Genomic DNA, 20,002 nt, shown 5'->3' with positions numbered 1-20,002 from the left:
CGTGCACTGAGCTTCTGGATTGCTTCGCTTCGCTCGCAATGACGGCGAGAGGCATGTACTTGCTTCCCTAGACCAACTTACTCAGGCTGCGACGGCTTCGGGAAGGATCGCCGCGTTGGCGTCGAAACGAACGCCGGCGCGGAGGCAGAACACCGGCTGCAGCAGGCTGTCGGCGATCACTTCGGTGTTCTCATTGTCGCGCAGCACATAGCGGCCGGCGCGCTGCTTCAGCACCGACACGTCGGCGTCCATGCCGACCTTGAGGGCGCCGATCTCGTCCGACCGGGCGATCATCTTGGCCGGATTGACGGTGACCATCGGCACCACCTGTTCGAGCGGAAGGCCGAGCGCCATCATCGAACTCATCGCCTGCACCAGGCTGAACTTGGCCTGGCCGGCGAACGGATGGTTCTCTTCGTCCTCGTGCTGATCCGGCGTGCCGGCCGGCGCCGGCACATGCGTGTTGTAGCCATGGATGTCGGCTCCGAGCGTGGTCGGCACGATGCCGCCGGCGATCGCCATCTTGGCGAGCCGATAGGAGAAGTGGCTGCCGTGGCCGACGTCGACCTTGAGGCCACGATCGAGCGCCGCTTGAATCACAGGGTGCACATCGCCTTCGCGATTGATGAAGCCGCCGGGGTGCCGCGTGAACGGATGCGCCAGCACGTCGCCTTCCTTCAGCAGCGGGATCACGCGCGTGAGGATCGTGTCGGCGTCCTCGCCATTGGCGCCGCTCTCCGGCAGTCCCCAAAGCTGGCCGAAATGCACATAGACCGGCAGTTCCGCCTGTCGGCCGATTTCCGCCGCCATCTCGATGACGCGAATGCCCCAGCGCGCGAAGCCGCCGATCTCGGCGTGAGCCTTGATGCCGCGCACAATGTCGGGATTGGCGCGCGCCGCCTTTACGGTCGCGTCGATATCGACACCGTCCGGACTATACAGCTGCGGGTAGTAATGCCCCTCCAGACCGCCGACCAGGTAAGTCGACAGAAACGCATAGACGCGCGACTTCGCGGGCTCGGCGATGAAGTGACGGAAGCCCGGCAGCGTCATGCAGGACGGGCCGCCTTGATCGATCAGCGTGGTGACTCCGGAATGGACACCGACCATGTCGGGGTTCATGCCGAAGCGGCCGGAAACATACTGATAGATGTGCGCGTGCGTATCGATCAGGCCGGGAAGAACCAGCTGGCCCGCAACGTCCACGACCTCCTTGGCGCTGGACGGCAGAATGTCCTTCTGAACCGCGGCAATCTTGCCGTTCCGCACCGCGACATCGTACGCGCCGTCGATGCCCGACGCGGGACAGATCACTCGCCCGCCGCGCAACAGAAGATCAAAGCTGGCACTCACCGACATCGGACCGCTCTCCTTCGAAAACCCGGATCAAAATTACGAAGCATGCTTCGCATTTGCAGCTAGCAAGGCTTATGCCAAAGTCTATGATGCGAATGGCGAAGCAAATCGCGTTACTGGGGTCGCCGTTTGAACAGACCGGTCGACGACGAAACGAGAGAGAAAAGCCCTTGCGGCAGAAGCATTCCCGCGCAGTCAAGGCGACGCACGAACCATGGCCGCTCACCGAGCGACCAGGCTTCCTGATCCGGCGACTGCATCAGATCCACGTTGCGCTGTTTCAGCAGGCGTGTGGTCAATTTGACGTCACCCCGCTGCAATACAGCCTGCTCTCTGCACTGGCGGCGCGAAAGACCGCGGATCAGACAACGCTGGCGGCCGACATCGCGTTGGATCGGACGACGACGACCGGTGCACTGAAGCGGCTGGAGGCCCGCCACCTTGTGGAACGGCCGATCGACACTGCGGATCGCCGCGCACGGTTGTGCCGCCTGACCCGTGCCGGCGCGGCGTTACTTGCAAAAATCGAAGGCGCCGCGCGGACCGCGCACGAGACCACGCTCGACGGCTTGTCGGAGCGCGAGCGGTCTCAATTCGTCGCGATGATGCAGCGCATCGTGGCCGGCAGAGCCAATCAGGACACCACCGCGCCGTTGCTCAAGTGACCCGCCTGCTGATTTTGAGGTCGGTTCCTGCTCAGGACTTAGGCGGACTCCGCAGATCCGCGATCATGCTCAAGCAAGAAACGTATCCGAGGTCGTCAGCACGATGCCCCGCGTCGCCATGTCGCGGAGAAACTGATCGGCCAGCGCCGGAAAGTCGGGCGAGCCCGGCGTGGGCTGCACTGGCGACATGCAGTCGGTCAGCAAATGGATCTTCGAGACGTGCTGCTCGCCGATATGGCCAACGAGCTGACTCACCGTGGCGGCAACGCAGTGCGACGACGCCTCGCCGGCAATGGCGATGATTTCGGCCTGCTGGAGTGCCGACACAAGTGCACGGTTCAGCTGCGTCGATGGATCGGCGGGATCCGGCACCTCGGCCAACAGCGCACCATAATGTTCGGTGAAAGTGTTGGTGCCCTTGGTGATGAACTCGGCGGTCGCGCAATTGTCACGTTCCCACTTTGCCACTGCGTCACGAAGGCCTTCGACGATGTTGTGGCCCCAGCTGCCGATCAGACAGTGCTCCGGCCACACCATCAGCACGAACCGGCCGGCGCGCTCCAGCTCGGCCGTATAGTCCAGCATCCGACCCCGCCACTCCGGATTGCGCGGCGTCCAGGTGCCGCTGCTGACGTCCGCATGCGTGATCATTGTGAAAGGCGGCGCTTGAAGGCCATCGCCGTCGCGCCAGAACGCCGGATGAGCAACATCGATCACCCGATGAGAATCGAGCGTGACGTGGACCCGGCAGAGGCGTGGGCCGATCCGGCCGATCATAGTGGCGAGCCGCTCCATGTCGGCCAGCGCGCCGGGCACCGGCAGCGCCGAGCGGAAGCGCGGCCCCTCGCCCTGCACCTGGCTGTCCACAGCGGCCTCGGGAATATCCATGAAGTCGTTCTGCGGGTCGATCACCAGCAGATGGGTCTTCAGCGCCAAGACGAGCTCCTTCCCGGATCCAAGCCGCAAAGTGACACGATCACCGCATCACCGAACTGACCGACCGCTCCCGGGCCGCAAGTGTTGACGATCGTCGAAACGAGGTCAATCGCAGCGCACGTTCGTGTATTCCTGCCGCGTTGACGGGGATCAACCCGCTTTGGCATAACAGACTAGCGCATCCGGTAATTGATCGGCGCGCGGGGGACACAATGAGGAACGGTTTGTATTCGGTCCATGCGGACCTGCTGGACGGCCGCTCAGGCAAAGGCAGCGGCGTCGCGTTGTTTCGAGACGGCAGGATCCTGGGCGGCGATGCGTATCTCTATTACACCGGCAGCTACGTGACGAGCGGCAGTTCCTTCAAGGGCGAAGTCACGATCAGTCAACACACGCCCAGCCCCGACGCCAATCCGCTGTTCGGCGGCCAGAAAGAGCCGGTCGGAATCGGCGTCTCCGGCACCTGGACCGACACCTCGGCGATGATGCAGGGCACGGCGCTGGTCGGGAAGTCGAGCCAGTCGTTCAAGGCAACGTTGCGCTGGCTCGCCGAAGCCGACTGAGCGCCCCGGCGATCAGGCGCGGGCGATCGCCACCACACCGTCCGTTAGGTCCTGCGGTGCGACTCGCGGCAGGATCATCTGAATCTGCGTGCCGTTGCCCGGCTCCGACCGGAGTTCGAGCCGTCCGCCGAGACGGTTTGTGACGATGCTGTAGACGATGTGCAGGCCGAGCCCCGTGCCGCCCTGATCGCGCCGCGTGGTGAAGAACGGGTCGAACGCCCGCCGCCGCACATCGAGACTCATGCCGCAACCGTCGTCGGCGTAGAGGATCTCGACCTGTTCGGCGCTGGCGGCACGGACCTTGATCTCGACCGTCCCGGCACGGCCGTTCGGAAACGCGTGCGCGACCGAGTTCAAAAACAGATTGGTCAGCACCTGCCCGTAGGGGCCCGGATAGGAATTCATCGTCAGGCCTGGCTCGCAATCGACTTTCAGCGTCAGGTTCTGCTTGCGCAAGCCGGGACGCAGACTCATCACCACCTGTTCGGTCAGATCGCCTAGGTCGAAGATGCGCTGATCCGAGTAGTTGCGGTCGGCGGCCACTTGTTTGAACGATTGGATCAGTTCGGCGGCACGATTGAGGTTGGCGACCAGTTGCGCCGATGCATCCCGCGTGCTGACGAGGAATTCATTGAGCCGCGAGCGTTTCAATTCACCGCGTTCGACTTCACCAGCGAACACAGACGCCTTGCGATCGAGCGCCGAGGCCACCGTCAGGCTGATGCCGACCGGATTGTTGACCTCGTGCGCCACGCCGGCGACCAGCCGACCGAGCGCAGCCAGCTTCTCCGCCTCGATCAAGGATTGCTGCGTCTCCCGCAGATTTCGTAGCGCGGCCTCGGCCGCGTCCTTGGCCTGGCGCATTTCGAGCTCGCCACGCTTGCGTTCGCCGATGTCGAGCGCCACCGTCACGATGCGCTCGATCTGTCCGCTCGGATCCTTGAGCGGCATCTTGTTGACCAACCATTGCCGTATCGCGCCGGTGGCGTCGCGATACTCCTCCTCGTAGAATCCCAACCCCTCGCCGGTTGCAATGACTTTCTTGTCGTTGGCGTCCGTCTTGTGAGAACCGTAGCGCGACATCAGCTCGGTGGTGGTCCGCCCGATCGCTTCCTTCGGGTTAATGCCGAAGATCGTCGCCATATAGCGATTCATCAGCACATAGCGCAGTTCGGTGTCTTTGACGTTGATTACCGCGGGTACGGTGTCGATCACCTGCTGCAGCAGACGCCGCCCCTCGGCGACCGCGGTCTCGGCACGCTTCTGATCGGTGATGTCGCGCACCGCGCCCTCATAACGCACCACTGTTCCGGCCTCGTCGCGGATCGCACTGGCGCTGTCCGACAGCCAAAGCACATCGCCATTGCTCTTGCGGGCCTGATACTCGAATTCGCGCACCATGCCGTCGCGCTCCATCAGCTCGCAATATGCGGCACGCTTGTTAGGATCGAGATAGATCGTGCCGGCGATGTCGGAGGCCGCGCGCATCAGCTCCGCGGGACTCTCGTAACCCATCATGCGGGCCAGCGCCGGGTTGGCATTGAGCAAAGCCCCCTCCGGCGTTGTGACGTAGATGCCGTCGATCGAGCCCTCGAACAACTTGCGATAGCTCTCTTCGGCGAGGCGCTGCTCTGCCAGCGCTCGCACCGCGGCCTCGCGGGCGGTGTCCGCCTCTACCAGTGTGCGCCGGAACACCTCGGCGGCCCGCGCGATATCGCCAATCTCGTTCTTGAGGTCGGTGGCGGGAATGGCGGTGTATTGGCGCCCAGCAGCAAGCGAACGGATCGCAGCGGTAATCGCCGACAGCGGCCCTACGGTCCGCCGTACCACGAAAGCGGCGGCCATCAGGCCCACCAGCACGCCGGCTGAGCCGAGCACGATGCTCTGCCATTTGTCCTCGGTGAGGGTTCGGGCAAGATCGCGCGACAGCACCCGGCCGCGCCGTGCGCTGATGTCCCGCAGCAGTTCGGTGACCCGCCCGATCAACCGGCCCTCGGTGCCGAGCACGCTGCGATCCAGTGTCGCGATTTCCTGCTCCACCGCCGTGGTGGACATGATCACATCCGCGTAGTCGCGCACGGCGGTGGCGGCGGCTGCATCGGCCAGCGGAATGGCCCGCATCCGCCGGGCCGCTTCGCTCGCGCCGAGGAGGTCGCGCGACAGCAACGCCGCCGCGATCCTGCTCTGCTCGCCCTGCAACGTCGCCGCCAGGGCGCGATCCTGCAGCCCGGTGGCCACCGCCTCGAACGCTTCACGGAGCGGCGGCACGGCGGCGATCATCTCGGCGCGCCGCGGCATCAGTGCCGTGATGCGCTCGAGGCCGTCGCGATAATTGCTCAGCCGCGCGGTGACGCCGTCGATCATTTCCTGCTGGTCTGGGTCGATCTCCAACCGGGTTTTCTTGAGGAGTTGACTCAGTGCCGACGCCGCCTCGAACACCCTGCCGGCAGGCTGCGCGCTGGGATCGCTCACCACCTCGCGCGCCGCGAACCGCAATTCGCTCATCCGGCGTTCGATCTCCTCGGCGAGGTCGCCGACACTTTGAAGCCGCTGCAGCTCTGCGAAGGTGTTGTCGATGTGGCGGATCGCGATGACGCTGCCGATGCTGGTCATCGCGATGATGGTCAGCAACAGCAGGAAGCTGCCGAACGTCATCTGCCGGATCGAGAGCGTGCGCGATCTCACGCTCTGGAAGAACGCTGAAATGGCGTTTGGCATATGGCGAAACCGCTGCTCCCGTCGCCACGACTATCCCACAAAGTCGGTGCGATGGGTAGAGAGCCGGCCGGCAACCGGAAACGGCGAACGCCGGGCCCTTTTGTTCGGGCCCGGCGTTGCCGGTGGAGCTTAGGGGAAGCCGGCGCCCTCGCCGCCTGACCGGCGGAAAAGGCGGGGCGGCAGCCGCTATTTCGGCCGGATGGCGTCCGCCGTGCCCTGGATGAAGGCCTGGATCTTGACGACGTCGGCGTCGGTCAGCTTGCCGGTGAAGTCCGGCATGCCCTTGTTGCGGAACGGGCCCTTGAACACGATCTGCTTGAGGTTGGCGATCTTGTCCGTCGAGCTGTAGCCGAGGTTTTTCACGTTGCCGCCGCGGTCGACGCCGGGCACGCCGTGGCAGGTCGCGCAGGCCGCAACGTAGATCGCGGTCCCCTCCGGCACATCCTTGGGATCGTATTCAATGCCGGCGAGCAGATTGCCCATCTGATACTTGGTGAAAGCCGGCATCGGCGCGTTGCCGCCGACCGCGAAGGTGTACACCGTGCCGGGAGCCTCGGTCTCGGTCGCCCGAGCGCTGATGCCGAACACACCGCCCCAGCCGACCGCGATCGAGACGTATTGCACGCCGTCGACCATGTAGGTGGCCGGCGCCGCGACCGCGCCGGTGCCGAGCGGACTTTCCCAGAGCTTCTCGCCGGTCTTGGCGTTGTAGGCGACCAGCCGGCCGTCCGCGGTGCCTTGAAACACCAGATTGCCCGCGGTGGTCAGCGTGCCGCCGTTCCACGGCGACACGTATTCGGCGCGCCAGGCTTCCTTCTGCTGCACCGGATCCCAGGCGACCAGGCGGCCGAACGGCAGGTTCTTCGGCGGCGTCGCATTGAGGGCGAAGCCGACGTTCCAGCCGGTCGCGCTGCCGAACTTGAACGGCTCGGTCTTGTTCTGGTTCAGCGCCTTCTCGCCGGTGAGGTTCACCGGCACGCCCTGCGCCGGCAAATACACCAGCCCGGTCTGCGGATTGAACGACATCGGGTGCCAGTTATGCGCACCATACGGCCCCGGAATGCTGTCGAACGATTTGTCCGCCGAGCGCGCTTCCGGATTTTCGATCGGCCGTCCGTTGGAATCGTAGCCGGTGGCCCAGTTGACGTCGACGAAGTTCTTGGCCGAGATGAACTTGCCGTTGGTGCGGTCCACCACGAAGAAGAAGCCGTTCTTCGGCGCGTGCAGGATCACCTTTCGCGGCTGACCTTCGATGGTGAGATCGGCCAGGATCATCGGCTGGGTCGAGGTGTAGTCCCAATTGTCGCCGGGCGTTTCCTGATAGTGCCAGATGTACTTTCCGGTGTCGGCATTCAGCGCGACGAGCGAGGCCAGATACAGATTGTCGCCGCCGGCCGGACTGCGCAGATGCCGGTTCCAGGGCGAACCGTTGCCGGTGCCGATGTACACCATGTTCAGTTCGGGATCGAACGTGATGGTGTCCCACGCAGTGCCGCCACCGCCGTTGACCCACCATTTGCCGGCCGGGTCCCAGGTCTTGGCGGCCTTCTCCATCGACTCGTCTTCGAACGGCTTCGACGGATCGCCCGGCACGGTGAACCAGCGCCAAGCCTGATTGCCGCTCTCGGCATCGTAAGCGGTGACATAGCCCCGCGCGCCATATTCGGCGCCGCCATTGCCGATCACCACCTTGCCGTTGAAGACGCGCGGGGCTCCCGTGATCGTGTAGGAGTGCTCGTGATCGATCAGCGTGTCCTTCTCCCAAACCTTCTGACCGGTGGCCGCATCGAGCGCGACCAGACGCCCGTCATAAGCGCCGACGAAAACCTTGCCCTTGTAAAGAGCGACGCCGCGATTCACCGTGTCGCAGCAGCCGCGATAACCTTTGGAGCGATCGACGCCGGGATCGTAGGTCCACAGCTTCTTGCCGGTGCGAGTGTCGATCGCGTGCACGACGCTCCAGGACGCCGTGACGTACATGATGCCGTCGACCACCACCGGCGTCGCCTCGACGCCGCGCTCCGACTGCAGATTATAGCTCCATTTCAGTCCGAGCTGCTTGACGTTGTCGGTGTTGATCTTGTCGAGCTTGCTGAACCGGGTTTCGGCGTAGTCGAGGCCGTAGCTCGGCCAGTCATTCGTCGTCTTCGCATTGGCGACGATCGCCGCGCCGTCGATCGCGCCGGTCACAGCCCGGATATGCTCGGCGGAGCCCTTGGCGCTCTGGGCGAATGCCCCGCCATGAGCAAGCAGCGCGGCCGCGAGTACGGCGGCGCCGACCTTCAAGTCTCTCTGAAGTAATTGTGCGGACGAATGACTTCCGATGAATCGGCGCGCTGCCCGCGCGCGATCGGCAAGATTCTTCATGCGTTCACTCCCTATGGCCTCTGGCGGGCCTTTGAGGAGTGTTGCGCGCGTTCTGGAACGCGTCAACAGCGTCCGTGATGACGAATTGTGATTTGATAGCAGTGCCGCATCGCAACACGGTTCACGCTGCGACGCAGGGTGCTTAGTCGTATGTCGGCACTGATACAATCAGCATGATGCGATCAGTGCCGAACGTTTCGGCTTGCGCAGCGGTTCGGATGCGATGCAGGGCCGCAACTCGAGCTAATTGCCGGTGAATTCGAACACTTCGCCGTCGTAGCCGGCCTCCGCCGGGATCGTCAGCGTGCGCTTCTCGCCGTCGCGGCCCATGATCGGCATCACCGAAACGACCGGCTGGCCCCGCGAGGAGTCGAGCGCCTGCTGCACGTTCGGCTGCTTGCCGAGCCGGATGAGGTTACGCGTGGTCGGGAACGGCAGCGTGAAACGGCCGTTCTCGCCGCCCTCGAGGGCTTCACTCGGCGACAACCAGATCGAATCGGTCGATTCCTTGCCGTCATGCATGCCGAGCTGCTCCGGCGGCGCTTCGGCGAGAAAGAACCAGGTGTCGAACCGCTTCGGCAGTTTCTCAGGCGTGATCCAGTGCGCATAGGGCACCAGCAGATCGAGCGCGAGCACCAGCTCGTTCTGCGCCAAAATCTCGGCGAACGAGATCTTCCCCTCGCACAGCGCGGTGCGATGCGCGGTTTCGATCTCGCTCGCGCGAGAGGCCGCAATCAGTTGGTCGCTTCCGCGCGGACGCACCAGCAGAATGCCGCTCTCCTCGAAGGTCTCGCGGATCGCGGCGATCTGGAAGTCGACCGAAGGGCCCTCGCCCACCGCGGCGCTGGCGTAGAGCTCAGGCCGGCCGATGATCTCGCGATCGCCGGCATCGACACTGCCGCCGGGGAACACCAGCGCGCCCGATGCGAACTCGATTTGATAGTGCCGCACCATCATGAACACGTCGAAGCCGTCGGCGCGGTCGCGCAGCAGCAGGATGGTTGAGGCCGGCCGTGCAACCGCAGCTTCGTTCGACATTCATTTACTCCGCAGCTTTGGCGCGTGTTTCGAGATCCGCGCGCTTGTCGACGCGCGCAAGGCGAGACAACAGATAGTCGACTTCTTCGCGCGCCGTGTCCGTCAGGACAGAGCCCGGCTTGCGCTGCGCAGACGACGCGATGATGCCGCGCTTCTTCAGCACGTATTTGCGCACGGCAAGGCCGACGCCCTGCTGCTGCTCGTAACGGATCAGCGGCAGATGCGCATCGAACAGGTTATGCGCGAGGTCGCGCTGCCCGGCCTTCGACAGCTTCACCACGTCGACCAGCATGTCGGGGAAGCAGTAGCCGGTCATCGCACCATCTGCGCCCCGCTCCATCTCGAAGTCGAGGAACAGCCCACCATTGCCGGTGAGGATCGACAACGGCCGCAGCGAGCCGTCTTTCTGGAAGGCGCGCAGCCTGGTGATCTTCTCGAGGCCCGGCCAGTCCTCGTGCTTGAGCATCGCGCAGGACGGATTGTCCATCACGATCTGCCGGATGACGGTCGGCGTCATCACCACCGACAACGTCAACGGATAGTCCTGCAAGCACCAGGGAATGTCGTCGCCGATCGCCTCGACGGCCTGGCGGAAATAACCGGTGATCTGTTCGTCGGTGCGCAGGCTCGGCGGCGGCGCGATCATTACGCCGGCCGCGCCCGCATCCATCGACGCCCGCGCCAGCGCCCGCATGGTCGCAAAGCCCGGGGCCGAGACGCCGACGATCACCTGCATCGACTTCGCGCGCTTGACGAACCGCGTGGCGACCGCCTGCGCCTCGGCGGCATCGAGCTTCGGCGCCTCGCCGAGAATGCCCAGCACGGTCATGCCGTCGCAGCCGACTTCGGCATAGAAGTCCGTCAGCCGGTCGATCGAGGCCTCGTCGATCCGGCCATCGTCTTGAAACGGAGTCGGAGCGATCGCGAATGTGCCGGCAGCGTCGGGAGTCAGTTTCATACGATGTGCCTTTGGTCAGCCTGGATGCGCATTGGATAGCATCATCGTCGAAGAAAATCGCGTGTCCGGTTTGTGCTGCGCTGCAGGAACCGGGGCCCCGGATCTGCGGCGCAGCGGCCGCTATGCGGCCGAGTGCCTTGTCCGGGGCACAGATTCGAGGGCGCTGTGACTCAGCCGAGCACGGTCCGGCCGCTCTTGATCACGGTGACGTCGCGCGATTTCACCCGCGCCTCGAACGAGATAACGTCGCCGTCCTTCCACAGATCCATCGTCACGGTCTCGCCCGGATACACCGGCGACGAGAACCGCACTGCATGCTGCTTAAGTGCGGTCGCGTCGTAGTCCGCATAGGTCTGCAGCACGCCGCGGCAGGTGATGCCGTAGGTGCACATGCCGTGCAGGATGGGACGCGGGAAGCCGGCCTTCTTGGCGAATTCCGGATCGGAATGCAGCGGATTGCGATCGCCGCACAGCCGGTAGATCAGCGCCTGGTCGGGCCTCGTCGGAATGTCGACGGTGCGATCCGGCGCACGGCTCGGCATCTTGTGCGGCTCGGGCTGTTCCAGCGCCGGCCCGCCGAAGCCGCCGTCGCCGCGGGCGAATCGGGACGCCAGCAACGTCGCCAGTTCTGTGCCGGACTCATCGCGCAGCACGGTCTGGTGGCGGATCACCACGCCCTTGTCCTTGCCCTTGTCGTAGACCTGCACGACGCTGGAGTCGGCCGTGATATTGGCCGCCACCGGCATCGGCCGATGGAAGGTGATGTCGCGCTCGCCGTCGACGACGAGCAGGCGGTTGAGATTCATCTCGCCGGGCCCCGCGCCCCACGCCGCGACCGACGCGAAGGTCGGTACCACCTTCAGCGGCCGCTCGGTGTAGGTCGCCTCATTGACGAAGGCGAGTTCCTTCTCGTCCATCGGATCGGCGCCCATGCCGATGCCGTAAGCGTAGAGCATCACGTCGCGATCGGTGTAGCTGTATTTCTGGCCGGCAGTTTTCATGGCCATCAGTTCGTCATAGCGGGCCGACATCGGCTTCTCCGTTGTTGTAATCTCTGACGATAAAGCCGGGCCCATCCCCGACATTGCGAGCGCAGCGAAGCAATCCAAAGCGCCGAGCACCGTGGCTGGATTGCTTCGTCGCTTCGCTCCTCGCAATGACGCGGTGAGCGCGGTTGCGCGATCAGGCCATCGTGAAGAACGGCAGCGGCGCGCCGCCGTCGCTGGGTTTGAACACCACCTTGACCTTGGTACCGATCTTCAGGCTGCCGAAATCGCAATCGACGAAGTTGGTCAGCACCGACGGGCCTTCCTTCAGCGTGACGTAGCCGATCGCATACGGACCGGTCGCCGATTTGCGCATCAGGCTGAAGCTGTAGATCTCGCCCTCGCCTTTGCTCTCTTCCCAGACGGTCTGGTCCGAGAAACAGAACGGGCACAGCGCGCGCGGGAAGTAGTGCGCTTCGCCGCAGGATGTGCAGCGCTTGATCAGCAGCTTGCCTTCGGTCGCCGCATCCCAAAACGGCTTGGTTTCCGGATTGCCCTGAGGCGCAGGATATTTAACGGGGCTGTTCATCACACGCGCTCCAGAATGCAGGTCGATGCGCCGTGGCGGATGCCGAGCATGCCGCCGGTGCCGTGAGCCAAGGCCAGATCGCAGTTCGGCACCTGCACCTTGGGATGCGCCTCGCCGCGAAGCTGACGCACCGCTTCGAGCAGCTTGGTCATGCCGCCGCGATTGACCGGATGGTTGCTGCACAGCCCGCCGCCGTCCGTGTTGAACGGCAGTTTGCCGACGCCCGAGATCAAATTGCCGTCGGCGACGAATTTGCCGCCCTCGCCCTTCTTGCAGAAGCCGAGGTCTTCGAGCTGCATCAGCACCGTGATGGTGAAGCTGTCGTAGATCGACGCGTACTTGATGTCCTTCGGCGTCACGCCGGCCATCTCGAACGCCGCCGGGCCGGACCAGACGCCTGCCGAATAAGTCAGATCGAGATCCTTGCCGCCGCGCGGCCCCTTGATCGCTTCGCCGGCACCGATCATCCGCACCAGCGGCCGCTTCAGGCTGCGCGCGATTTCCTCGGTGGTGACGATCAGCGCGCCGCCGCCGTCAGTGACGACACAGCAATCCAGCCGATGCAGCGGATCGGCAATCAGAGGCGAGTTCAGCACGTCCTCGACGGTCACGACGTCGCGCAGCATCGCGTTTTCGTTGTACTGCGCGTGATGCGAGGCCGCGACCTTGATCCAGGCGAGCTGTTCGGAGGTCGTGCCGTAGTCGTGCATGTGGCGCGCCGCGCACATTGCGTAGACGTTGTGCGTGGTGGCGCCATAGGCCAGTTCGAAGTCACCCTCCGCTCCGACGGGACGCGGCGGCAATGCGCCGGTGCGCGGCTTGCCGGCCAGCGTGATCAGCGCCACCGAGCAGCGCCCCGCGGCGATCGCTTCGGCGGCATGGCCGAGATGCACCAGATAGGAGCAACCGCCAGTGTCGGTGGAATCGAAGTGACGAACCTTGAGGCCGAGATAATCGACCATCGCCATCACGCCGCCCGGCGCATCGCCGGCGCAGAAATAGCCGTCGATATCGTCCTTGCTCAGGCCGGCGTCTTCGATCGCGCCTCTGGCGACTTCGGCGTGGAGCTGGGCGATGGATTTGTCGGGCGCGTGGCGCGTCGGATGTTCGTAGATGCCGGCAATGTAGGCCTTGCCTCTTATGGTCAACGCAGTTCTCCGCTGGCGTTTGATCGGATGGTTTTTCTGACCGCTCCGGACGACCTTGGCAAGCGTGTTCGCGGCGCGGCGAATTCCCGTGAGATGGAATGCGGCGGAGATCCATAAGGGACCGTATCGACAACCGCTCCGTCATTGCGAGGAGCGAAACGACGAAGCAATCCAGCTCAGTGCACTGAACTGAATTGCTTCGCTTCGCTCGCAATGACGTGGAGAGGTTGGAGCGGGACTACTCCGCCGCCATCTGCCGCGGCGGAGCGGGTTGCGGATCGCGAAGGCTGGCGCGCAGTTCGGTATATCGCGGTTTGGTGTCGTCGACCGACTTCTGCTTAATCGGGCCGTAGCCGCGGATCAGGTCCGGCATCGACAGCAATTCGATCGCCGTCTGCACGGTCGCGGGCGACAGATGCTGCAGCACGCTGGAGACGTCCGCCTCGTAATCGGCAATCAGCTGCCGCTCCAGCTTGCGCTCGGGATGATAGCCGAACACGTCGATCGGCGTACCACGGACGAAACGGAGGGCCGCGAGCGTGCGGAACACCGGACGCATGCCCTCCCCGAACTGCCGCTTCTTCGGCCGCCCGGTGACGTCGACGCCGGGCAGGATCGGCGGCGCCAGATTGAAGCTGACTTTGTAGTCGCCCTCGAACTGATCGCGGATTTTCTGTTCGAACGCCGGAAGTGTCAGCAAGCGCGCGACTTCGTACTCGTCCTTGTAGGCGAGCAGCTTGGCGTAGTTGATCGCCACCGCGCGCGGCAGCGCTTCGTCGTAGCCGCCGGCATCGGCGGCGGTGCGGACCTTGGCGACGAGGTCGGCATAGCGCCTGGCCAGCCGCTTGCCCTGATAGTCGGTGAGCATCGCGGTGCGATGAGCGATGACCTCGTCGAGCGACATCTCGCCTTGGGTCTTCGGCGCCGCGACGGGGTCCGCACCCTGCAGCAGCGTCGCCAGCTGTGCCGGATCGGCGGCGGCAAGACGGCCGAGCCGGAACGCCTGCGTGTTCATCTTGATCGACACGCCGTTCAGTTCGATCGCCTGCTCGATCGCCGTCGCGGACAGCGGCAGCAGCCCGCGCTGATAGGCAAAGCCCATCATCATCATGTTGGTGGCGATGGCGTCACCCAGCAGCGCCTCGGCCGCCTTGGTGAAGTCGAGGAACGACGAGTCCTTGGTGAGCGCGGCGGTCAGCACGCTGTTGACCTTGCGGGTCTGGAAATCGAAATCGCGATTACGGATGAAATCCGCAATCGGGATCAGATGCGTGTTGACCACGCCGTGAGTGCGACCGCTGTCGCACAGCGAGATCGTCTCCTTCGAGATCGCCATCACCTCGTCGGCGACGATCAGCACGTCCGCCGAGCCGGTCACGATCCGCGAACAGGTCACATCCTCCGGCTTTTCCGACAGCCGGACGTGGCTCAGCACAGCGCCGCCCTTCTGCGCCAGACCGGACATGTCGAGGATCATCGAAGCCTTGCCCTCAATGTGCGCCGCCATGCCGAGCAGCGCACCGATCGTCAGCACGCCGGTGCCGCCGACACCGCCAACGGCGATGTTGTAAGGCCGGTCGAGTCCCGGCCGTGCAGCCGGCTCCGGCAGCGCCCCGAGATTGCCGAGATCGACCGCGGCGCGCTTGCGAAGGCTGCCGCCGTCGATCGTGATGAAGGACGGGCAGAAGCCCTTGAGGCAGGAGTAATCCTTATTGCAGCTCGACTGGTTGATGGTGCGCTTGCGGCCGAGCTCGGTCTCCAGCGGTTCGACCGAGATGCAGTTCGACTGCACCGAGCAGTCGCCGCAGCCCTCGCACACCGCCGCGTTGATCAGGACGCGGCGAGCCGGATCTTCCAGCGTGCCGCGCTTGCGGCGGCGGCGCTTCTCGGCCGCGCAGGTCTGCACGAACACGATGGCCGACGCGCCCTTGATGTCGCGGCATTCCTTCATCACCGCGTCGAGTTCGTCGCGATGCCGCGTCCGCGTTCCCGGCGCGATGCTGTCCGCCGGATAGGCGTCGGGAGTTTCCGACACCAGATAGATGTCGCGGATGCCCTCCGAATGAAGCTGATAGGTGATCTGCTGCGGCGACAGATCGCCGTCGTGACGCTGACCGCCGGTCATCGCCACGGCATCGTTGTAGAGGATCTTGTAGGTGATGTTCGCCTTGGAGGCGATCGACTGCCGAATCGCCAGCGAGCCGGAATGGAAGTACGTGCCGTCGCCGAGATTGGCGAAGATGTGCTTCTCGTCGGTGAACGGAGCAATGCCGACCCACGGCACGCCCTCGCCGCCCATGTGGGTGAAGGTCTCGGTGTTGCGATCCATCCACAGCGACATGAAGTGACAGCCGATTCCGCCCAGCGCGCGGCTGCCGTCGGGCACTTTGGTCGACGTGTTGTGCGGGCAGCCCGAACAGAAATACGGCGTGCGCACCAGCGGCACGACGTTCTGGACCTGCGAGGCATCGCGGCCATGGAACCAGTCGGCTTTGGCGCGCAGCATCTCGGCGATGGTCGGGTCGATCTCCATCGCGAGCAGCCGGTCGACCACCGAAGTCGCGACCTTGGCGACGCTGAGCTCCTGGGCGAACGGCAGCAGGCGATGGTCATGCTCGTCCATCTTGCCGATCACGCGCGGGCGCTCGCGCATGCCGAACAGATGTTGCTTGACCTGGTTCTCGACGATCTCGCGACGTTCCTCGATCACGAAGATCTCTTCGAGCCCGCGGGCAAACTCGCGTACCCCTTCCGGCTCGAGCGGCCACGGCATGCCGACCTTGTACAGCCGCAGGCCGATCCGCGCGGCGACCTGCTCGTCGATGCCGAGTTCGCGCAACGCCTGACGCACGTCCTCATAGCTCTTGCCCGACGCCATGATGCCGAAGCGGGCGTTCGGCGAGTCCATGGTGACGCGGTTGACCTTGTTGGCGCGCGCGAAGGCGATCGCGGCAAAGCCCTTGTAGTCCTGCAGCCGGCGGTCCTGATCGTAGCGATCGTCCGGCCACCGCAGATTGAGGCCGCCCGGCGGCATCTCGAAATCGGTCGGGATGACAAACGGCGTCATCTCGTCGGCGAGATTGATCTCCGCGGTAGTCTCCACCGTCTCGGTGATCACCTTCATGCCGACCCAGCAGCCGGAGTAGCGCGACATCGCGATGCCGAGCAGCCCCATCTCGATGATTTCGTGGATCGACGACGGATAGAGATACGGCATCAGCGCCGCGATGAAAGCGTGGTCGGACTGATGCGGAACCGTCGACGACTTGGCGCCGTGATCGTCGCCGGCGAGGCACAGCACGCCGCCGTTCTTCGCCGACCCCGCAGCGTTGCCGTGACGAAACACGTCGCCGCAACGATCGACGCCAGGGCCCTTGCCGTACCAAATGCCGGTGATGCCGTCGTACTGCGCACCCGGCGACAAATTGAGCTGCTGCGTGCCCCAGATCGCGGTGGCCGCGAGGTCCTCGTTCACGCCGGGCTGGAACTTGACGTTGTACTGATCGAGGTGGCGCCGCGCCGAGATCAGTTGCTGATCGTAACCGCCGAGCGGCGAGCCGCGATAGCCGGTGACGAAGCCGGCGGTGTTGAGCCCCGCGGCACGATCGCGCCGGACCTGCGCCATCGGCAACCGCACCAGCGCCTGAATGCCGGTGAGGAAAATGTGTCCCGAATGCTGGGTGTATTTCTGGTCGAGACTGATCGGTCCCTGGTCGATTCCCATACGGCCCTCATAGAGCGTTTCGACCGCGCAACCGTTGCCGCTGCTGCGGTCTTTGGAATTAGTCTAGCGGTTTATGTCGCTGACGCATCAGAAAAAACCGAGACCCTGCTCCGCTTTCCGGATTTGCAGCTTTCGATCCGCAGCGCGCTCGCCGCTTTGCATTTCGTGCGTGTAAGCCGCGTCGCGAGACCGATCATGTCGCGACTCGCTGCTGCGCAGCGAAGCGGAACAGATTTGGCGGCGGGGGATTGACACGGACGGAAAGGAGGAACTGCATGGCGCAAGGAAATACGCAGAATTCCAAGGAGTCCTATCGGCCCGAGCCGGACGCTGCGGCGTCGCGTTTCGATTCCGATTTGCAAGCCGATCCGGAACTGCGCGAAGGACGCATCGGCACCGGCCGAATCGTCATGTTCGCAGCCGTCATCGCACTCCTATTCGGTGCGGTGTTCTACGGCATGAATTCGACCGCGGTGGATCCCAAGTCCGCGCCGGTCGCCACCACTGTTCCCGACACGCCGCTCAGCCCAGCCGCGCAGGAAGCTCAAGCCAAGCAAGGCTCGCCTGCAGCGAGCGACACTGCGCCGCGACCGAACCCATCTCCCGGCGTGACCACCGGCGCAGCGCCTTCGCCCGCGCAGACGCCGGCGACCACAAGCCAGCCGAGCGACAACGCGATCAGGTAACATCACCACTTTGATGGCCGTGAACGGCGGATGCATCGGCATCCGCCGTTTTCGTTTGGCTGGACGTGAGACAGCAAGTGCGTCGGAAGGCTCGTGCCGCGGCGAGGCCGAATCGGCTAAGCGGAACCGGGGACAAACGCGTGCCGAAGCCGGCATGCGGAGTTTCACCAGCCGCCGCTTCGCGGCCGAACGAGGAAAAAGCCAATGAAGATGTTGATCGCAGCAGCCAGCTTTGCTGCAGTGCTCGGCGGAGTCAGCGCCGCGAATGCGATGCCGGTGGCGCCGCTCGGCGCAAACGGCAGCGCCGATGTAATTCAGGTGGCGCAGGGCTGCGGCCCGGGCTGGGCGCGCGGACCGATGGGCCGCTGCCGCCCGATGTATCGTCGCCCACCGGTCGTCGTCGTTCCGCCGCGCGTAGTTGCGCCGCGCGCCTGCCCGCCCGGCTATTTCTGGCGCGCCGGCCGCTGCCTGCGCCGTTACTGAGCTGGCCGGCACCACCGACCATTCGGCCCCGCTTCGGCGGGGCCTTTTGCTGTCGGGCTACGTCTCCAGAAGGCAGTCAGCAGAAAGATCCGCCCTATCGCCCGAACGCCTGCAGCAGTCGGCGCAGCGTGTAGATCGTGGTGATCGGGAACAGGATCGGCACGGTCCGAACATACTCCTGATAATCCGCCATCGTGCCGTAGCGGTCGTCCTGCTTGCGCTCGAGACCCGCGGCGGCGGCCGTCATCAGCCCGAGGATGTACAACAGGCCCAGCGTTGTCAGCAGCCACGCCGCCAGCGTCGAATAAGCCGACAGACCAGCCACCCAGACGCCGAACCAGAACAACATTTCGCCGAAGTAGTTCGGACAGCGCACCATCCGGTACAGGCCGACATCGCAGTAGCGCGTCGGGTTGGCCTGCTTGTAGCGAGATTTCTGCCAGTCGGCGACGCTCTCGATCACGAGGCCAGCGGTCATGAGCATCACGCCGAGCGGCGCCGAAGCAGGCCAGACGCCCTCCGCCTGTAGCGAGGCGACCAGCAACGCCGGCAAGAACAGCAGCGTGAACAGCAGACTGACGCCGAGCCAGATCGCGCCCTTCTGCCAGAGCAGAACGTCCGCCGTGCGGCGTTCCGCGCCGGCGAGCTCCTTGGCGTAACCGGGATTGCGCTCGCGCACCGCCAGGAAGGCGCCCAGCCGGACGCCGTAAACCAGCAGCGCCAGCATCATCAGCAGCACCCAGCCCTCGATGCTGGCGTAAAACACCAGCATGAACACCAGGCTTTGCGCCGCGATCGCACCGGCGTAGCACAGACTGACGAAGTAATAGACCCGGCGGAAGCCGGCTGCCGACACGGCGAGACTGATCAGTAACGCCAGTCCGACAAGATGCCACGGAACAGTCATATCGCCTCGCTCCGATAATCACCGCCAGCCGGGCTCCCGCAACACGCGCCCGGCGGTCACGACGCAAAATCCCGGCGGTCCCGCGGGATTTGTAGCACGCGCGCGATGTCGACGGCGTGATCTGAATCAGAGCTTCCGGCTGGCGCCGGACCGTCTATTTCTGCTTGCAGCGCTGGCCCGGCACGCGGGTGTCGCACACCCTCGCCGCGTCGAACAGCTTGGTCAGCGCCTTGAGCTGCTTGGCGTCCGGCGCAAACCGATGCGACTTCTGCAGGACATAGAAATTCTCCCGGCCCTGCACTGCTTTGGTCCAGGTCTGCAGCATCCCGCCGCCATCCTTGGGCTTCGCGCAGGTCTCGATCCAGGCCGCCATCGGATAGAGGTTTTCGGTGCCGCCCTTCAGCTTCTCGAACGTCGCGCCCGGACACTCCGCCAGCGCCGCCTTCTCGGCCCGCGCCCGGAAAACCTCGGGCGCCTCGTCCACCTGTTTGAACAGCAGCTGGGTCGACAGCCGCTCCGTCCAGTTCGCCGCGCTCTGCCCCTGCGGCACCATCACGGCCGTTTTGGTCTTCTCCGTGCTGGACTCCGCCACGACCTTGAACCCCTTCGGCGGCGTCAGCAGCATCTGCTCTTCGGCATGGGCAGGCAGCACCAGCGCCAAGGTTGCAGCCAGAACGAAGAAGTAACTTCGGCACATGGTGATGGACCTGTAAGAGGACAGCTGAATTGTGCCCGAGAAGTTGCTGCGGTTCAATATCAGCTCTCATAAGCGAAGACGCGCCACTGCGGTTTGCAGGGCGCGTCCAAACACTCAACAGGGCATGCCGGCGGGGGGGGGGGGGGGGGGGGGGGCGGCGCCCCCCCCCCCCCCCCCCCCC

16 protein-coding genes are annotated in these 20,002 nt (G+C 64.6%); 4 read left to right on the top strand and 12 right to left on the bottom strand.

All coding sequences use genetic code 11. From position 1 onward, the window contains the following. Positions 1-81: 81 nt before the first annotated feature. Positions 82-1,359 (bottom strand): amidohydrolase/deacetylase family metallohydrolase, encoded by a 1,278-nt coding sequence (locus tag LPW26_RS15545; RefSeq protein WP_238736324.1) that lies wholly within the window; start codon positions 1,357-1,359, stop codon positions 82-84. A gap of 92 nt (positions 1,360-1,451) precedes the next feature. Here LPW26_RS15545 and LPW26_RS15540 point away from each other — a divergent pair, with 92 nt between their 5' ends. Further along, positions 1,452-2,021 (top strand): MarR family winged helix-turn-helix transcriptional regulator, encoded by a 570-nt coding sequence (locus LPW26_RS15540; protein WP_238736323.1) that lies wholly within the window; start codon positions 1,452-1,454, stop codon positions 2,019-2,021. A gap of 69 nt (positions 2,022-2,090) precedes the next feature. Here the strand turns inward: LPW26_RS15540 and LPW26_RS15535 are convergent, their stop codons facing one another. Then, positions 2,091-2,957 carry a cysteine hydrolase family protein gene (locus LPW26_RS15535; RefSeq protein ID WP_238736322.1) on the bottom strand — a complete coding sequence of 289 codons (867 nt, stop codon included), beginning with the start codon at positions 2,955-2,957 and terminating at the stop codon, positions 2,091-2,093. A 212-nt stretch (positions 2,958-3,169) separates the two neighbouring features. On the opposite strand from LPW26_RS15535, the gene LPW26_RS15530 reads away from it, so the two are divergent. Next, positions 3,170-3,520, top strand: a complete 351-nt coding sequence (locus LPW26_RS15530) for a GrlR family regulatory protein (RefSeq protein WP_238736321.1) — start codon at positions 3,170-3,172, stop codon at positions 3,518-3,520. Between the two features lie 12 nt (positions 3,521-3,532). On the opposite strand, the gene LPW26_RS15525 is transcribed toward LPW26_RS15530, so the two are convergent. The 8 genes from LPW26_RS15525 to LPW26_RS15490 form a co-directional block, all read right to left on the bottom strand. After that, positions 3,533-6,238 (bottom strand): PAS domain S-box protein, encoded by a 2,706-nt coding sequence (locus tag LPW26_RS15525; protein ID WP_238736320.1) that lies wholly within the window; start codon positions 6,236-6,238, stop codon positions 3,533-3,535. A gap of 186 nt (positions 6,239-6,424) precedes the next feature. After that, positions 6,425-8,605: a PQQ-dependent dehydrogenase, methanol/ethanol family gene (locus tag LPW26_RS15520; protein WP_238736319.1), complete on the bottom strand. Its 2,181-nt coding sequence runs from the start codon at positions 8,603-8,605 to the stop codon at positions 6,425-6,427. 243 nt (positions 8,606-8,848) lie between these two features. Continuing rightward, the gene (locus LPW26_RS15515; protein WP_238736318.1) at positions 8,849-9,643 is read right to left on the bottom strand and encodes an NUDIX hydrolase; all 795 of its coding nucleotides are present in this window, start codon (positions 9,641-9,643) and stop codon (positions 8,849-8,851) included. A 4-nt stretch (positions 9,644-9,647) separates the two neighbouring features. Continuing rightward, positions 9,648-10,601: a dihydrodipicolinate synthase family protein gene (locus LPW26_RS15510; RefSeq protein WP_238736317.1), complete on the bottom strand. Its 954-nt coding sequence runs from the start codon at positions 10,599-10,601 to the stop codon at positions 9,648-9,650. A gap of 170 nt (positions 10,602-10,771) precedes the next feature. Beyond that, the gene (locus LPW26_RS15505; protein ID WP_238736316.1) at positions 10,772-11,632 is read right to left on the bottom strand and encodes a MaoC family dehydratase; all 861 of its coding nucleotides are present in this window, start codon (positions 11,630-11,632) and stop codon (positions 10,772-10,774) included. Between the two features lie 151 nt (positions 11,633-11,783). Then, positions 11,784-12,176: a Zn-ribbon domain-containing OB-fold protein gene (locus tag LPW26_RS15500; protein WP_238736315.1), complete on the bottom strand. Its 393-nt coding sequence runs from the start codon at positions 12,174-12,176 to the stop codon at positions 11,784-11,786. After that, the gene (locus tag LPW26_RS15495) at positions 12,176-13,324 is read right to left on the bottom strand and encodes a thiolase domain-containing protein (RefSeq protein WP_238736314.1); all 1,149 of its coding nucleotides are present in this window, start codon (positions 13,322-13,324) and stop codon (positions 12,176-12,178) included. The genes LPW26_RS15500 and LPW26_RS15495 overlap by 1 nt, the downstream gene beginning before the upstream one ends. A gap of 238 nt (positions 13,325-13,562) precedes the next feature. Beyond that, entirely contained in the window at positions 13,563-17,048 is a 3,486-nt protein-coding gene (locus tag LPW26_RS15490) for an indolepyruvate ferredoxin oxidoreductase family protein (RefSeq protein ID WP_238736313.1), read from the bottom strand. Between the two features lie 275 nt (positions 17,049-17,323). On the opposite strand from LPW26_RS15490, the gene LPW26_RS15485 reads away from it, so the two are divergent. Together LPW26_RS15485 and LPW26_RS15480 are read left to right on the top strand one after the other, a co-directional pair. Further along, entirely contained in the window at positions 17,324-17,734 is a 411-nt protein-coding gene (locus LPW26_RS15485; RefSeq protein ID WP_238736312.1) for a hypothetical protein, read from the top strand. Between the two features lie 204 nt (positions 17,735-17,938). Further along, positions 17,939-18,217 (top strand): GCG_CRPN prefix-to-repeats domain-containing protein, encoded by a 279-nt coding sequence (locus LPW26_RS15480; protein WP_238736311.1) that lies wholly within the window; start codon positions 17,939-17,941, stop codon positions 18,215-18,217. Between the two features lie 94 nt (positions 18,218-18,311). Here LPW26_RS15480 and LPW26_RS15475 read toward each other — a convergent pair whose 3' ends face one another. Next, entirely contained in the window at positions 18,312-19,124 is an 813-nt protein-coding gene (locus tag LPW26_RS15475) for a DUF1295 domain-containing protein (RefSeq protein WP_238736310.1), read from the bottom strand. A gap of 154 nt (positions 19,125-19,278) precedes the next feature. Further along, positions 19,279-19,821 carry a hypothetical protein gene (locus LPW26_RS15470; protein WP_238736309.1) on the bottom strand — a complete coding sequence of 181 codons (543 nt, stop codon included), beginning with the start codon at positions 19,819-19,821 and terminating at the stop codon, positions 19,279-19,281. Positions 19,822-20,002 lie beyond the last annotated feature (181 nt).

This window comes from Rhodopseudomonas infernalis, from assembly GCF_022271405.1.
Classification (GTDB): domain Bacteria; phylum Pseudomonadota; class Alphaproteobacteria; order Rhizobiales; family Xanthobacteraceae; genus Rhodopseudomonas; species Rhodopseudomonas infernalis.
Note: the sequence above shows the minus strand (reverse complement) of the source record. Positions and strands in the feature narration are given on the sequence as shown.

Excerpts from the sequence above, each read along its gene's own strand:
- LPW26_RS15505 (WP_238736316.1), bottom strand. The coding sequence starts at position 11,632 with ATGTCGGCCCGCTATGACGAACTGATGGCCATGAAAACTGCCGGCCAG.
- LPW26_RS15485 (WP_238736312.1), top strand. The coding sequence starts at position 17,324 with ATGGCGCAAGGAAATACGCAGAATTCCAAGGAGTCCTATCGGCCCGAG.
- LPW26_RS15530 (WP_238736321.1), top strand. The coding sequence starts at position 3,170 with ATGAGGAACGGTTTGTATTCGGTCCATGCGGACCTGCTGGACGGCCGC.
- LPW26_RS15515 (WP_238736318.1), bottom strand. The coding sequence starts at position 9,643 with ATGTCGAACGAAGCTGCGGTTGCACGGCCGGCCTCAACCATCCTGCTG.
- LPW26_RS15510 (WP_238736317.1), bottom strand. The coding sequence starts at position 10,601 with ATGAAACTGACTCCCGACGCTGCCGGCACATTCGCGATCGCTCCGACT.
- LPW26_RS15525 (WP_238736320.1), bottom strand. The coding sequence starts at position 6,238 with ATGCCAAACGCCATTTCAGCGTTCTTCCAGAGCGTGAGATCGCGCACG.
- LPW26_RS15490 (WP_238736313.1), bottom strand. The coding sequence starts at position 17,048 with ATGGGAATCGACCAGGGACCGATCAGTCTCGACCAGAAATACACCCAG.
- LPW26_RS15520 (WP_238736319.1), bottom strand. The coding sequence starts at position 8,605 with ATGAAGAATCTTGCCGATCGCGCGCGGGCAGCGCGCCGATTCATCGGA.
- LPW26_RS15480 (WP_238736311.1), top strand. The coding sequence starts at position 17,939 with ATGAAGATGTTGATCGCAGCAGCCAGCTTTGCTGCAGTGCTCGGCGGA.
- LPW26_RS15475 (WP_238736310.1), bottom strand. The coding sequence starts at position 19,124 with ATGACTGTTCCGTGGCATCTTGTCGGACTGGCGTTACTGATCAGTCTC.
- LPW26_RS15470 (WP_238736309.1), bottom strand. The coding sequence starts at position 19,821 with ATGTGCCGAAGTTACTTCTTCGTTCTGGCTGCAACCTTGGCGCTGGTG.
- LPW26_RS15545 (WP_238736324.1), bottom strand. The coding sequence starts at position 1,359 with ATGTCGGTGAGTGCCAGCTTTGATCTTCTGTTGCGCGGCGGGCGAGTG.
- LPW26_RS15500 (WP_238736315.1), bottom strand. The coding sequence starts at position 12,176 with ATGAACAGCCCCGTTAAATATCCTGCGCCTCAGGGCAATCCGGAAACC.
- LPW26_RS15540 (WP_238736323.1), top strand. The coding sequence starts at position 1,452 with ATGGCGAAGCAAATCGCGTTACTGGGGTCGCCGTTTGAACAGACCGGT.